This is a genomic window from Paraconexibacter antarcticus, from assembly GCF_024220175.1.
Taxonomy (GTDB): Bacteria; Actinomycetota; Thermoleophilia; order Solirubrobacterales; family Solirubrobacteraceae; genus Paraconexibacter; species Paraconexibacter antarcticus.
The window spans coordinates 1,314,607-1,329,187 of record NZ_CP098502.1 but is presented as its reverse complement, the minus strand read 5'-3'; the positions used below and the strand labels follow the sequence as shown (position 1 = coordinate 1,329,187).

At 67.4% G+C, this 14,581-nt stretch carries 13 protein-coding genes and 1 pseudogene; 7 read left to right on the top strand and 7 right to left on the bottom strand.

The annotated features are described in order from the left end of the window. Window positions 1-23: 23 nt before the first annotated feature. Entirely contained in the window at window positions 24-833 is an 810-nt protein-coding gene (locus NBH00_RS06665) for a class I SAM-dependent methyltransferase (protein WP_254572567.1), read from the bottom strand. 76 nt (window positions 834-909) lie between these two features. Continuing rightward, a complete protein-coding gene (locus NBH00_RS06660) occupies window positions 910-1,440 on the bottom strand; it encodes a quercetin 2,3-dioxygenase (RefSeq protein ID WP_254572566.1) in 531 nt (176 codons plus the stop codon). A gap of 84 nt (window positions 1,441-1,524) precedes the next feature. Between NBH00_RS06660 and NBH00_RS06655 the strand changes: the two genes are divergently transcribed. Beyond that, window positions 1,525-2,667, top strand: coding sequence for a helix-turn-helix transcriptional regulator (locus NBH00_RS06655; protein ID WP_254572565.1), 1,143 nt, complete (start codon window positions 1,525-1,527; stop codon window positions 2,665-2,667). An 86-nt stretch (window positions 2,668-2,753) separates the two neighbouring features. Here the strand turns inward: NBH00_RS06655 and NBH00_RS06650 are convergent, their stop codons facing one another. Then, the gene (locus NBH00_RS06650) at window positions 2,754-3,551 is read right to left on the bottom strand and encodes a cytochrome P450 (protein WP_254572564.1); all 798 of its coding nucleotides are present in this window, start codon (window positions 3,549-3,551) and stop codon (window positions 2,754-2,756) included. 845 nt (window positions 3,552-4,396) lie between these two features. On the opposite strand from NBH00_RS06650, the gene NBH00_RS06645 reads away from it, so the two are divergent. After that, window positions 4,397-4,585: a hypothetical protein gene (locus NBH00_RS06645; RefSeq protein ID WP_254572563.1), complete on the top strand. Its 189-nt coding sequence runs from the start codon at window positions 4,397-4,399 to the stop codon at window positions 4,583-4,585. Window positions 4,586-4,818: 233 nt separating this feature from the next. After that, a protein-coding gene (locus NBH00_RS06640; protein WP_254573690.1) for an IS3 family transposase occupies window positions 4,819-6,251 on the top strand; the annotation gives its coding sequence in 2 pieces (ribosomal slippage) (window positions 4,819-5,167 and window positions 5,167-6,251; 1,434 coding nt in all). Window positions 6,252-6,380: 129 nt separating this feature from the next. Here the strand turns inward: NBH00_RS06640 and NBH00_RS06635 are convergent. The 4 genes from NBH00_RS06635 to NBH00_RS06620 form a co-directional block, all read right to left on the bottom strand. Beyond that, window positions 6,381-6,632: a hypothetical protein gene (locus NBH00_RS06635; protein WP_254572562.1), complete on the bottom strand. Its 252-nt coding sequence runs from the start codon at window positions 6,630-6,632 to the stop codon at window positions 6,381-6,383. A gap of 99 nt (window positions 6,633-6,731) precedes the next feature. After that, window positions 6,732-8,186: an HNH endonuclease gene (locus NBH00_RS06630; protein WP_254572561.1), complete on the bottom strand. Its 1,455-nt coding sequence runs from the start codon at window positions 8,184-8,186 to the stop codon at window positions 6,732-6,734. A 68-nt stretch (window positions 8,187-8,254) separates the two neighbouring features. Further along, window positions 8,255-9,382, bottom strand: a complete 1,128-nt coding sequence (locus NBH00_RS06625; RefSeq protein WP_302182707.1) for a class I SAM-dependent methyltransferase — start codon at window positions 9,380-9,382, stop codon at window positions 8,255-8,257. A gap of 53 nt (window positions 9,383-9,435) precedes the next feature. Beyond that, complete coding sequence (locus NBH00_RS06620) at window positions 9,436-10,680, bottom strand: class I SAM-dependent methyltransferase (RefSeq protein ID WP_254572559.1); 1,245 nt, start codon at window positions 10,678-10,680, stop codon at window positions 9,436-9,438. A 172-nt stretch (window positions 10,681-10,852) separates the two neighbouring features. On the opposite strand from NBH00_RS06620, the gene NBH00_RS06615 reads away from it, so the two are divergent. The 4 genes and pseudogenes from NBH00_RS06615 (at window position 10,853) to NBH00_RS06600 (ending at window position 14,516) form a co-directional block, all read left to right on the top strand. Next, the gene (locus NBH00_RS06615; RefSeq protein ID WP_254573705.1) at window positions 10,853-12,601 is read left to right on the top strand and encodes a UvrD-helicase domain-containing protein; all 1,749 of its coding nucleotides are present in this window, start codon (window positions 10,853-10,855) and stop codon (window positions 12,599-12,601) included. Between the two features lie 29 nt (window positions 12,602-12,630). Then, window positions 12,631-13,766, top strand: a pseudogene (locus tag NBH00_RS06610) (IS3 family transposase); the annotation flags it as partial. 265 nt (window positions 13,767-14,031) lie between these two features. Further along, on the top strand, window positions 14,032-14,346 hold the full coding sequence (locus NBH00_RS06605) for a hypothetical protein (RefSeq protein WP_254572558.1): 315 nt from the start codon (window positions 14,032-14,034) through the stop codon (window positions 14,344-14,346). Beyond that, window positions 14,343-14,516, top strand: coding sequence for a hypothetical protein (locus tag NBH00_RS06600; RefSeq protein WP_254572557.1), 174 nt, complete (start codon window positions 14,343-14,345; stop codon window positions 14,514-14,516). Before NBH00_RS06605 ends, NBH00_RS06600 begins: the two co-directional genes overlap by 4 nt. Window positions 14,517-14,581: the final 65 nt, after the last annotated feature.

Genomic DNA, 14,581 nt, shown 5'->3' with positions numbered 1-14,581 from the left:
TCGGAGGGCGTCAAGCGTGGTCGTTACCGCCGCACCCCCGTCACGAGCAGGTACCCCGCCGGGAGCGCGGCCTTGTCCTTCCCGCCCTCGTTCCAGCGGCGCGCGAGCTCGCGGTAGGCCTCCAGGAACTCGTCCCACCGACCCTGCGGCTCGAGCGCCCGACGCGCCATGACCATCGGCCCGAAGCGCTCCATGAAGTGGTCGGTCATCTCGTCGATCGGCGCGTCGAAGCGCTGGACGAGGAGCTGCGGCTCGCACGTGATGTCGAACGCCGCGTCGAGCAGCTCGTGCGCGCCCTCCTCGGTCCCCCAGCGCACGGGCGGCGCCTCGACCGGCGGCGGCGGGTTCAGGAAGCCCGCCACCGTGCGGAACATCTCGCCCACGAACCCCCTCGGCTCCCACGCGCACAGCGCGATCCGGCCGCCCGGCCGGACGACGCGGGCGAGCTCGGCCGCGGCGACCGACTGGCGCGGCGCGAACATGATCCCGAACGTCGACATCGCGGCGTCGAAGCTCGCGTCCTGGAACGGCAGAGCCTCCGCGTCCGCCTCGACCCACTCGAGCTCGACGCCCGCGGCCTCCGCGCGCCGCCGCCCGGCGACGAACAGCTCCGGCGTCAGATCCGACGCCACGACGTCCGCGCCCCGCTGCGCCGCCTGCACGGCCGCGTTGCCGGTCCCCGCCGCGATGTCGAGGACCCGGTCACCCGGCCCGCACCCCGCGGCGGCGGCGGCCACGCCCCCGGCCTCCCAGATGAGCTCCGCGACGGCGTCGAAGTCCCCCGCCGCCCACGTCGCCCTCGCCTGCTCCTTCATCGCCGTGATGTCGCTCATGCTGCGGAGTCTCCCCCGTCGGCGCCGCCGTCACAACGGTTTCCCGATGACGGGCGCGGCGCCGGCGGCGACCGGCTCAGTCCGGGATGCCGGGAGGCCCGATGATCTCGAGGCCGTGCGCCTCGGCCACCGCCGCGAGCGCGCCCATGTCCGGCGGCGCCGTCGGGGCCGGCGGGATCTCCGCCACGGGCGCGGGCTCGCCGAGCGCGCGGATGACGCCCTCGAAGCCGGCGGCCTGGGTGACGAGCAGGAAGCGCGCCTCGTCGGAGCTGACGACGAAGGTGTGCGGCACGTCGCGCGGGCCGAAGACGAAGGCGCCGGCGGGCGCGACGATCGTCTCGCCGGCGACCCAGATCGTGAGCTCGCCCTCGAGGACATAGAACCACTCGTCCTCGTTGTGGTGGATGTGGAGCGGCGAGCCGCCGCCGCGCGGCGCTCGCTGCTCGGTGAGCATCATGCGGCCGCCGGTGGCGGCGCCGTCGGCCTTGATGGTCGTCAGCCCGCCGAAGAACCAGCGGTGCTCGCCCTCACCGGGGCCGAGCGCGAGGGGTGCGAGGGAGCCGTCGGATGCGGTCGCCGGGGTGGATGGTGCGGTGGTCGATGTCATGGAGGGAGCCTCCTCGCCGCGCCGCCCCGCCACCACCCCCCGCGCCCGGGGATCTTTCTTGCACCGGGTGGGAGACTTCGTCGCATGGGGGCGGTCACGCGGCTGATCGACGACATCGACGTGCTCGGGTCCAAGGGCCTGCCGCGCGAGGACTTCTTCGCCGAGGTGTCCGCCCGCGTCCGCACGGTGATCGACAACGACGCCGGGTGCTGGCACACCCTCGACCCGAGCACGCGCCTGCTGACAAGCGACGCGCCGCGGGAGCTCGTGGAGCGCGGTGTGCTGACCGCGGAGGCCGCGCCCGCGGCGGGCGAGCTCATCGTCCGCAGCGAGTACATGGTCGAGGACGTCAACACGTTCGCCGGCCTCGCCACGCGGCGTGTCCCCGTCGGGATCCTCGACCACGCCACCCGCGGCAACCCGGAGAGCAGCGCGCGGTACCGGGACGTCCTGCTCCCGGCGGACATCCCCCACGAGCTGCGCGGCGCCTTCGTCATCCGCGGGCGTGTCTGGGGTGCCGTCCACCTCGCCCGGCGCGCGGCCGGCGGGCCGTTCCAGCCACGGGACGCCGAGATCCTCGCCGCGCTGACCGGCTCGATCGCCCGCGGGATCCGCGCGTCGCTGCGCTTCGACGCCGCCCGGCGCATCACCGGCGCGGACGCCCCCGGCATGGTCGTGCTCGGCCCCCGCGACGAGGTCGAGCTCATCACCCCGCCCGCCCGCGAGATGCTCGCCGCGCTGCGCCCCGCCGGTGGCCGCTACACCGACGAGACGGTCGCCACGCCGGTGCTCGCCCTCGCCGCGTTCGTGCGGTCCGCGCCGGACGGCGGCAAGAGCGGTGGCAACGTCGTCACCGTCCCCGCCCGCGACGGCTGGCTGACGCTGCACGCCTCGCTCCCCGGGTCACCGGAGGACGGTCGCGTCGCGGTCGTCCTCGAGCGCGCCGGCGGCGCGCGCTCGGCGACGGTTCGCCTCGAGGCCTTTGGCGCCACGGCGCGCGAGCGCGAGGTCGCGACCCTCCTCGCCCGCGGCCTCTCGCGGGCGGAGATCGCCGAGGCGCTCGTCGTCTCCCCCCACACGGTCGAGGACCACGTGCGCAACCTCTACGAGAAGGTCGGCGTCACTTCACGGCAGGAGCTCGTGGCCCGCGTCTTCCTCGACGAGTACCTCCCCGAGGTCGTGCGCCAGACCCCGCTGACCTCACGCGGGCGATTCGACCTGGCGTAGGCGGTCGCGAGGGCATCATCCGCGCCGATCCCAGGGGACGACCGTGCGCCCCGGCGGGTCTGTCGATCGCCGTCGGCGTCTTGGGGCTATCCGCGACCGCGCAGGACGACACGCGCCCCGTCCGACGGTACGAGCATCGGGTGCGTCTGGCGCGGCGGCTTCGGCCGACCCGGCAGCGGCTCGATCGTCCGCTGCGTGAGCAACTCGCGCAGGACGATCCGCGCCTCGAAGAGCGCGAGTGACGCCCCGATGCAGCGATGCGGGCCGCCGCCGAAGGCGAGCCAGGTGTACGTGCCTGGTCGCTCACCGAGGAAGCGCTCGGGCCGGAACGCGCGCGGCTCGGGGTAGACGTCCTCGCGTTCCTGCAGGGCCATCACCGAGATGATCAGCATCGTCCCGCGCTTGACGCTCAACCCCGCGAGCTCGGGGTCCCGGGTTGCGCGGCGGCCGGTGAACGGGAACGACGGGCGCAGCCGCATCGTCTCGTGGACGACGGCGTCCGAGTACGCATGCCCGCCCGCATCGACCTCGTCGTGGAGGCGCGCCAGCACGTCCGGGTGATGCGCCAACTGCTCGACCACGGACGCGAGCGTCACCGCTGTCGTCTCGTAGCCCGCCAGCAGCAGTCCGCGCAGGTCGCGGGCGAGCGTCGCGTCGTCGCTGGTGTCGACGAGCATCGCGAGGAAGTCGCCCGCCGCGCCGGTGGCCCGCCGCTCGGCGATCTCCTCCAGGACGATCGTGTCGACCGCCGCGGCCGCCCGGTCGACCGGTCCGTAGCTCGGCCAGCGCCCGCGCAGCGCGACGCCCATGACGCCGTAGCCGAGGAACGCGTTGCTCTCCACCGCGGCGCAGTAGTCGAGCATCGCCGCGTCGAGGCGCCGCATCCTCCCCGGGTCCGAGACGCCGAAGATGATCGTTCGCGCATCACGTCGAGGACGAACGTCTTGGCCAGGGCGAGGAACTCGACGCGCTCCCCCGACGGCCACTCCTGGACGCGCTCGCGCGCAAGGCCGGCGATCGCCGCCTCGTAGTCGGTCATCATCCGGCCGTGGAACGGTGGCGCGAGCCGGCGCCGCTCGCGGACGTGCTCCTCGCCCTCGAGGAAGATCAGCGAGTCGCCACCGAACAGCACGGGGTGCGGCGTCCACCGGTGCAGCATCTGCCCGAACGACAGCGCGCCCTCACGGTCGGCCAGGATCGCCTTTGCGTCGTCGGGCGCCCACGTCATGACAACCGGCGGAAGCCCCGGAAGGTCCACCACGAAGCGATCGCCCAACCGCGCCAGACGCGACCTCGCGGCGCCGGGGCGGAAGAACCCGCGCGCGCCGAGCGCGACATCCTGCAGGCTCGCTCTCGGGAGGGAATCGATCGTGATCGGCCCCTCGGCGGTCGCGGTCATGGGCGGAGTGTCCCATGGCCGACACGAGATGTCGTCGGCAGGCGGTCGGAGCGGCTCTCCTGCGCGTACCCCGTAACGCACGAGAGCCGCCCTGGGGGCGGCTCTCGCAACAGGTGGACCTGGGGGGAAGAAGGTCGAACCGGGCCGGTGAGGGCCCCGGCCTTGACCGGGTCCCCAAGGGACGAATCCCAGGCCTTCATGGCCTCGTAAACCGGAGCCAGTTTGAGGTCGACGATCTCCCCATCGGGACCGATCTCGATCCGCTCGAACAGCATCGCGTTCAGCATCCGTCGCTGTAGCGGTGTGGCTCGTAGGTATGCGCCCTGCGGGTTGGCAGCGAGCGCCAGTGCCTCGCCCAGCGGCTCCATCACCTTTGCCGCAGCGACCTGTGAGCCGACGAGCAGTCTGACGTCATCGGTGGCGGTCGAACGGACTGATGACGAGCCGATGATCTTCGAGCCAAAGAAGATCGTGCCGGGCAGCCGTTACGTCATCGACTGGAGCGACACCGCGAGCTAAGGGCCCTTGTTCGGACAGCATCGCCTAACCAGTCTGGGGCAAGCCCCAGCGAATCTCGTCGCGGCTCCCCCCTCTCTGCCAAGGTGACGTGAGACAGGTTCTACCGTTGTATTTACTGAGCCTGAGGGCGAGAACGGACGTGCGTTGTGTCGCAGTTCCCTGCAGGGATGAAGGACGAGCTGGAGGGTTCCGCCGGCGGTGTGCCGGAGGGAGCCGAAGGCGAGCGTAGGCACATCGCCGGCGGCGCGTCGTCGCTGGTGGGGGTCCCGGATCCCGAGCTCGTGCCGCGGGCGACGCGCCGCAGGTTCACCGCGGCGTACAAGCTGAAGATCGTGCTCGCCGCCGAGGCGTGCACCAAGCCCGGCGAGATCGGCGAGGTGCTGCGCCGCGAGGGCTTGTACTCCTCGCTGCTGACGGAGTGGCGGCGGGCCCGCGACAGCGGCGCGCTCGGGGCGCTGGAGCCTCGCCAGCGTGGCCCCAAGCCGCCGAGCGCCGAGCGGATGGAGAACGCGGCGCTGCGTCGCCAGCTGGAGCGCTCGCAGGCCGATCTGGTGACGGCGCGTCGGGTGATCGAGGTGCAGGGAAACGTCTCCGCGCTCTTGGAAGAACTGCTGGCCAAGAGCGCGCCGGAGACCGACGAGCAGCCGCCGCGATCATGATCGATCAGGCCGTCATTGAGATCGAGCCGCTGGTCGGCATCCTGCCCGCGTGCCGCGCCCTCGGCGCGTCCAGGGCGTCGTTGTATCGCCGACGCAGCCCGCCGCCCGCGCGCGCGTCAGTGCCGCGCAGGCGGCCCGGCCGGGCGCTGTCGGATGAGGAGCGTGCCGCGGTGCTCGAGCAGTTGCACAGCCCGCGCTTTCAGGACGCCTCCCCTGCCGAGGTCTGGGCGACGCTGCTGGATGAGGGGATCTACCTTGCGTCGCAGCGCACGATGTACCGGATCCTCGCCGCCGAGTACGGCGGCGTCACCGAGCGCCGCGCGCAGCTGACCCATCCGCCCTACGCCGCACCGGAACTGCTCGCCGAGCGGCCGAACGAGATTTGGTCCTGGGACATCTCGAAGTTGAAGGGTCCGGCGAAGTGGACCTACTACTACCTCTACGTCATTCTCGACGTCTACAGCCGCTACGCCGTCGGCTGGACGGTGCAGCACCGCGAGAACGCGCACCTGGCCAAGGCGCTGATCGGCCAGGCGTGCGAGCAACAGAACATCGTCCGTGGCCAGTTGACGGTGCACGCCGACCGCGGCCCGGCGATGACGTCCAAGCCCGTCGCGTTCCTCCTCGCCGACCTCGGCGTCCTGCGCTCGCATAACCGGCCGTACACGTCGACGGACAACCCGTACTCCGAGTCACAGTTCAAGACGATGAAGTACCGGCCCGGGTTCCCCGCACGGTTCGACCACATCGACCACGCCCGCGCCTTCTGCCGCGACTTCTTCGGCTGGTACCACCACGCTCACCGCCACGCCGGCATCGGCCTGATGACCCCACACGACGTCCACCACGGCCACGCTCCGGCCGTCCACGCCGCCCGCACCACCGTCCTCGACGCGGCCTACGCCGCCACGCCCGAACGCTTCGTCCGGCACCCGCCCCGACCGCCCGCGCTGCCGACCGCCGCCTACATCAACAAGCCCAAGCCCGAGGAGCCCGCCGCTCACTAAATTCGCCCCGACACTGTCTCATCCGGCTTGACAGGTTCCGCCCGAGCCCGACGAGAAATGGCGGCTTGTCGCTCGTGTCAGCGAATGACTGTGTCGTCACTCAAGGACGCACGTCGCTGAGGCGCGCCACTACCCCCAGTCGGAGCGGCGTGCCCGAGCCTCAACGGCCGGCGAGATCTCCTCGGGCTCGGGTTCTTCGACCGTGACGGCCTGGTTGCAGGTGATGTGCTCGAACCCGTCCTTGCCCGCCCTGTGCGGCTGGGTGATCAGGACGGGCTCGCTGCACTCAGCGCAGGCTCCGATCTCCGAGGACAGCCACCTGACAACCGCCTCGCGACGATGTTCAGGTAGCGCCGCGAGCACGGTGGAGGAGTCAGTCATGGGCATGACGGTACCTCGGCGGCCCGACAGGACTCAACGTGCTCGTGAAGGGACTACGGGCATCACAAGATGCTCAAGCCCGGCCCGGCCGCACCTCATCTAGCTCCGGCTTTGCCGCTTGTAGATGTCGTTCAGAGCGAGATCGACTCCAGGTGAGAGGTCGATCGCGCGCTGGATCGCCTTGACCAGGAGGTCCGCCGGGAGCTTGCCGTCGCGCTCCGTCTGAAGTTCCTCGCGCTGGAGGAAGTCGTCGAAAAACCAGTCCAGACGATCCGCGAGCAGAGCGATCGCCTCGACGTTCGGAGATGGATCCTGGAGCTCCTCCAGCGGTATCCCTGTGATGTCAGCCAATCGGACCAACTCATCGGCGTCATAGAACTCAGACGGTGGCCGGTCCCGCTTGGCGCTGTTGTGAGTGGCGCAGAGACACGTGGCTGTCTCGTCGAGCGGCCAGAGCAGAGCGAGCGGCCGCGTGTGGTCGAGATGCATCGCCTTCTGATCAGCCAATTGAGTGCCGCACTTGAAGCACCGGCCACCGAACCGCTTCCAGACACTTTCGGTCAGCTCCCGCCCAGCAAAGCGCTTGCGGTGCAGCAAGCTCGGACTACCCTCGTAAAGCGCGGTTAGCAGCACCTCGATGGCTCGGCGTCGCGTGCCGTCTTCCTTCATCTGCGACGCCGTGCGTTGTGGATTGTGGGCCGCGTTGACGGCGAACTTCTTGCAAAATCGGCATTCCAGTTGGTAGCCATACTCCAGCTGCAGGACCTCATTGCTCGCGACGTTCCGTAGCCGCCCGAACGTGGCATGACGGCACGGCCGACGAGCGACGCAGTGGTTCGAGAAGCTCAGTTGTTCCCGCTCGTTGTGCACGTTGATCGGCAAGAACCGTGCGCAGCGGTTGCACGACTTGAGCACTACCTCGCCGAGATCGTCGACCGTGCGGTAGTCGCCTTCGACGATCGGCTCGGAAACAGCGACGTGAAGGGCCGGGGTGACGAAGTTGGCCTCGGGTGCAAAGGCCCACATGTTCGACATCAGGCGTGCTGCACGTTTGGTGTCGGGATCGGCGGCGACGCCGTCGAAGAAGTCGTGCGCGATCGCTCCGGCGTTGACGTCGTATACCGCAACTTCCCAAGGCTCATCATCTACCCCCTGGAACACGACGCTGAACTCGAGCTGATCGCCGTCGGAACGCCAGATGCTGCCGACCTTCCCCCAGTTGGGCGCGACGAACGCATCGAGGGTTGTCTTGTAGTCGAACCCGTCGACGCGCACGTCGACGTTTGGCGAGATGCAAAACCAAAGCCCCCAGCCAAGCAGGGTGTCTGGCTCAGTCGCCGGCACGTCGAAGCTGATCTGAATCGATCCCGGACCGCTGAATCGCCAACCCGCGACGCCGGCGCGTTCCATCTCGCCGCCGGTCGTGTCCGGGTGAACGGTAAAGCCCGCCCGCCTCGTGGAAGGACGACGTCGGTCTGCCCACTCAGTCTTTCCCGCGCGCTTGCTGCCGCCGCTCCGATCGGACACGACTACCAACGCCCACGCGCTCGACACATGCCGCGACTATATGAGGCCGCGACGAGCGCGGGGCCCTAGGCCCGCGCGCTGCCTCCTTCAAGCGGTCAAACGCGACGGCAGAAAAGGAAGTGGTGGCGCACGGTCGAGCCCTTGTCGGACAAGCCATGCGACTCCGGACCATCGAGGTGCTCGGCGCCGTCGTAGATGAGACGAAACTCCGGGGCGAGGAGTGGGAGCAGGTGCTCGGCCATGTCGAACTTGTGCGTCGCGCCGACGTGCATCACGAGCAGCCCGTCCTCTCGGAGTGTCTCGTGCATCGCTCGAAAGAACCGGCGATACGCATCATCGAAGCCGTGCTTCTGCTCCGACTCCAGGTACCCGGCCGGCCGATCGCGGAAGTCCTCGGGGCTCCAACCGCAGAACCAGAGCCGCATCCAGTTGCTGGAGAAGAACCGCAAGGACTGGGCGAACGGTGGCGATGTGATCACCGCGTCGACCGACCCGGGCGTGAGTGGCAATGCCCCGAAATCGGCCTTCAGCGACCGCCCTTCCCCGGGGAGCTCACTCAGTTCGGGCAACGTCTGGGAAAGCCGCTTCTCTACGTGCGCGATCAACGGCCGATAGCTGAACTCCCCGGTCGGCTTGAGCGGGGTGATGGGATGGCTCCGACGTGAGAGCGCATACGGCCGGTTGCCATGGAGCACGTGCAGGATCGCGGTGAGGACACTCGCTGACCCGGGATTGTCGACTCCGGTCGCCGCAAAAAACCTACGCGCCACCAGCAGCTCGCGGAGCGTGTCCTGATGGAAGTAGTCGGTGATAACGCCGTTGAGTCCAAAGTCGGCGTGTTCCTCTTGAATCAGATCCTCGAGCGACAGTTCGTTAGCCGAGATCGCGGTGGCGAGCTCGTTGACCACGCGCATTGAGGACGCCTCGTCGGCAGATTCGAGCTTCGCCCGAGAGACAGCGACGGCCAGGTCGCTCAAATCGCTCGCAATTGCAGTTCGGCCCTGGATGCGGGCTTCGAGCGGAATCGTCCCGACGCCGCTCATCGGATCCAGCACGACCGCATCCGGTTCGGTGAACCACTTGATCAAGAAGTGCGCAATCGACGGCTTGAGCTTGCCCTGGTAGGAGCAGAGCGAATGAAGCCGCCCGCCCCAGTTCCGCTTTGAGTACGGGGCTAGGGCATACGGCCGGTCGTCGCAAAATCGCTGCGCCCACGTAGCCACGTAGTCGTCAGATGCTGGGTCAGGCGTGGGCTCGAAAGCCAGCTCCCCGGGGTCTACCGGGAACAGAGACGGAGCAGCTTCTGGCACAGAGGATTCCCATCCTTGGAGACGCGGTTGCGAATCACCTCGACGTCCTCGATTTCCCAGCCGCCGTCTTCGGCGATGCGGCTAAGAAGCGTCGGTACATCGATATGAACACCAGCAAATCGGCTATCGCCGATGTCGAGCACCATACGTCCGCCGGGCTTCATCGCGGATCGAGTCGTCCCCATGACGATCTGCATGTCAGAGAAGTACGCACGCACCATTTTCGGAATCCGCACGTCGTAGGCGCACTCGTCGAGCTTGAGGGCCACTTCCTCGACGGCGGGGATCAGCGTTGGCTCTCGGATGCGCTTCGAGACGTTGTTGATCCCGGCGGTGACCGAGCGGGACCGGATGTCCATGAGCCCATCCTCGTTCTGGATGAGACTCAGCAGCAGCAGCTCAAGCTTGGTATTGCGGCAGTAGTTGGTGCCGTTCAGATACGGCGGCGAGGTCACGACTAGCTCGATAGGGCCGAAGTCTTCGGGCAGAGTTCTGGCATCAGTACTCACGTTGGTGGCGGAACCTTCGGCCACGGGCGTGCTGTTCAGGTCGCTGATCATCAGCGAGACTCGCTCTTGGACCGCCTCCGAGACAGCCGGCCGAGACTGCAGCATCTCCTTCTCGGTTCTCCGCCGGAGATCGACCGCCCGTTTCATGTTGGAGGCGTGGATCGCGCTGGTCGCGACGCTCAGTAGTCCAACTCTCCGAGCAAGTCCGGTCGCTGTATCGAAACGGCGCAACCAACCGAGCAGCTCGGCTAGCGCTTCGTCCGAGAAGAAGTCGCGCGCTTCGTTCGCGATTGCGAGTGGATGCTGACCGTCTGCATCCTGGTCGACTATGGGTCCGAGCTGCAACAGACGGCGCAGAGTCGCGACGATTTCCTGACGCTGCTCTGGGTCCGCACAAGCTGCCTCGACCTTGATCGTTGCCGCTTCACGAAGGTACGGATTGACCTCAGCCCAGGTGCCGTGGCGGCCCATCTCGGCCGCAACCAAGGGGGTCGTGCCCGTCCCACCGAACGGGTCGTACACCAGGCGAGCATCGGGATCGTTCGCGAGCTCGGCCGCGACCAGTCGCGCACTAAAGCCCTCGGTTAGGTGGACCCAGCGATGGAACGGAGCCTCACGGTTGGGCTTGAAGACTCCGAGCGCCTCAACATCGGCGGACAAGTCGAAAAGGGCTGTTCGGGGCTGGGACAAGGCATAGGCCATCGGACCCGAGACCGTACGAGGTTGTTCGGACGCTCGCCAAGGTGTGGCCTCGGGAGCTGCTCAGCTGTCCATCGTCGGGGCGCACCCCGACGCCGTGGAGCTGATTCCGCTTGTGCTTGCGTGTCCGCCGCTCGACGGAGCACACTGGCCATATAGACAAGGAGACAACGTGATGCCGGAGGACCAAGCTGCCGCGCTCGAAGAAATGAGCCGACGACGTAGCGAGGCGTCGGCCGCCATCGTGAGCTCGGCGGCCCAGAAGCGACTAATCGTGGCTGGTCCCGGGACGGGGAAGAGCTTCACGTTCCAGCAGGCGCTGAAAGCTGTGGGCGGCGACGGGCTGGCGCTGACGTTCATCCGCAACCTGGTTCGCGACCTCGCCACGGACCTCGACGGTCTTGCAGAGGTGTTCACGTTCCACGGCTACTGCAAGTACTTGATGCATCGCCACGACGTCGCTGGGCTCCAGGCCGGGGACTACTACCCACCGCTGCCCGAAGTCATCGTGGAGGACATCCTCATCCGCACTGGTCGCGTGGTCAAGACGCAGACCATCGAGGCGCGGCTCCAAAACCTCGATACGTCGGATGGCCTCATCGATGAGGTCCTCGCGCAGGCGGATTACTACAACGCCGTATCCCACACCGACCTGGTGTACCGCGTGCTCGGTTTCTTCGAGGCGGTCCCGGATTCGATCCCGACGTACCCGCTGATCGTCGTCGACGAGTTTCAGGACTTCTCTCTTCTGGAGACCACATTCATCGCCCTGCTCGGTGACAAGAGCCGAGTCCTGATCGCGGGCGACGACGACCAGGCGCTGTACAAGCAACTCAGGCACGCTTCCCCGGACTTCATCCGAGCGCTTGCGGCCGACGACGACTACGCGGTCTTCGAGCTTCCGTACTGCTCCCGCTGTACCAGCGTGATCGTCGCGGCGGTCCGCGACCTGCTGGATGTCGCGATCAAAGCCGGGAATCTGCAGGGCCGGATCCCGAAGAACTTCGATTGCTACCTGCCCGACAAAGGGGCGGAGAGTGCCGCCCATCCCAAGATCATCCACGCCAAGATCTCAAGCGCCAACACGCCCTACATCGGCGGCTACATCTCCCAGCAGATCGCACGCATTCCGCCGGAGGACATCGCGCGCTCACGCGAGAAGGGCTATCCGACCGCGCTCGTCATTGGGCCAAGACCGTTCCTGAACAAGGCGTTCGACGTCGTCGTCCAGAACTTCCCATCTGCACGCATGAAGACCAGCGACAAGATCGAGATCGACGTCCTGGCCGGCTACAAGCGCATCGCGGGGGACGACCAGTCGCGCCTCGGCTGGCGGATCGTCGTGTCGGCGCGGCCGTTTGACGGCGACCAGGCAACGCTGAGAGCGGTCTTTGACGAGGCCGCCGAACTCGCACCGGCCTTGCCCGAGGAGTATCGGGACGAGCACCTCGAACTCGCCCGCCTGGTGGGCGTGCTTATCGAGGGCGGTGCGCTGTCGGAAGACGAGGAACAGCGGCTCACCACTGCGGTCGAGCGATCGATGGAAGCGATCAGCGCGTTCCTCGGCACTGACGAAGACCCCGAAAGCACACCGAGCGATGACGACGTCGACCTATCGGAGCCGGACATTCTGTTCACCAGTCTGGTCGGCGCGAAGGGGCTGTCGGCAGAGCATGTCTTCATCGTGGGGATGAACAACGGACACTTCCCCCGCGACCGAGACAACGTCAGCGACGAGGACGTTTGCAAGATGCTCGTTGCGCTCAGCCGGACACGGAAGCAGTGTCATGTCGTTTCGGCCGGCTTCTTCGGGAGTGGTCAGCTCGAGCAGAGCGTCTTCTTGAACGTCCTGAAGCCCCACCTGCGGACGGTGACGGTCAAGAAGGGTGGAGTTCCCCCGGTTTCGTGGATATCTGATGGCTGAGGTTGCTCAGCCCGAGAGGATGTCTGCATATGCCCAAGGTCCCGCCGTACTCGTTGGAATTCCGCCTGGAGGCCGTTCGGCTCCTGCGGTCCAGCGGCCGCACCGTCCCGCAGCTGGCGAAGGAGCTCGGAGTCTCGGAAGGGTCGCTGCGCAGCTGGCGCGAGCAGCTTGACGCTGACGAAGGTCGCTCGGAGGGCCTGAGCACCAGCGAGCGCGAGGAGCTGCGGCGCCTGCGCAAGGAGAACCGGATCCTCGCGGAGGAGCGTGAGATCCTAAAAAAAGCAGCGGCCTTCTTCGTGGCAGAGAACAAGAACCGGTGATCGCCTTCCGGTTCGTTCTGGCGAACAAGGCCTGCCACTCGATCAGCCTGATGTGCCGTGTGCTCGCGGTCTCGCGCTCGGGCTATCACGCCTGGATCGTTCGGCCGCCGTCGGCCCGGGCCGTCGCTGACGCGGCGCTCACCGACCAGATCTCGGTCATCCACACGGACGCGCTGAAGACCTATGGCTCCCCGCGGATCCATGCCGAGCTGCGGCTGCAGCACGACGTTCTGGTCGGCCGCAAACGCGTGGAGCGGCTGATGCGCAACGCCGGCCTCTCGGGCCTGCACAAACGACGGCGCGGACGCACCACGATCCGCGTGCAGGGCGTGCGGACCGCACCCGATCTGGTGGAGCGCGACTTCAACCCGACCCGGATCAACCAGCTGTGGGTCGCCGACATCACCTACATCCGCACGTGGGAAGGGTGGCTCTACCTGGCGTCGGTGATGGACTGCTACAGCCGCCGGATCGTCGGCTGGGCGATGGCCGATCACATGCGCGCCGAGCTCGTCATCGACGCGCTGGAGATGGCCGTCGCCAGGCGCCGGCCCGACGGGCGGCCGATACATCACAGCGACCAGGGCGGGCAATACACGTCTCTGATCTTCACCCAGCGCTGCCGCAGCGTGGACATCGACATCTCGATGGGATCCAAGGGCGACTGCTACGACAACGCCGCGATGGAGAGCTTCCACGCGAGCCTGAAGAAGGACCTCATCCACCGCCGCTCGTGGCCGACCAAGACCGAGGCGCGAACAGCGGTGTTCGGCTACATCGAGACGTTCTACAACCGCCGCCGACGCCACTCCCGCCTCGGGATGCTCAGCCCCGTGGACTACGAGAACACCCCTCTACGCGATACGGGAACGGCTTTCTCCCCCTCCCCCGACCAGACCCTGTTGACTACAACAACGGCCGCTCACGCGGCCTAACCCCGACCTGTCCACCAGACCGGGGGACTTCCAGGGCTACGACTTCAGCGCCTAGACGAGCCCTCCATTCCTATTGACTTTTCGGTCATTTAGGCGCATAAAAGCCATACGTCACGCGCTCCTCTGAGACGTGCTTCCGACACCCGGTCGGTGGCAAGTACACGAGGAGTCCGCGTTGACCGCTTATCTCATTGCCGTGCTCGCTGGTATCGCGTTGCCGGTCTGCAGGATCACCGATGTTCGGCTGACGGCCCAGAAGATCAATCCGGACTGCCCTGCCATGGAGCCCGGCCAATGGTTGGCAAGGCGATACATCGAATGCTTGTTGCTGGGGTCGTTCTGCGTCCTCGGTGCTGGCGTCTACTTCTTCGTCAAACCGTCGGCTGCCTTTTTCATGACTCCCATCGTGGCGCTCCCGGCTTACGTTGCCGTGAAGGCAGCGGACACGGCAATCATGGCGAGGTTCCAGCCGGTACGGCGCGTGCGATGACCACCGACGATGTCGTTCAGGCGTGCAGCGGCTGCCTCGTCCAGGAAGACCTCGAGCAGATGGTCTCCCTGGATCTCGAGGAGGCCCTCGGCTACGCGTTCACGGCTCTCATGGAGGCCGGCATCGAGGACCCCGAAGCGTTTCTGCGAGAGAAGGGCATTCTCGAATAGGTAGCCCCCGTCCAGTCCGGACGGGGGCACCACAACTCCCCCAGCACGTGCTCCCGACATCCGGT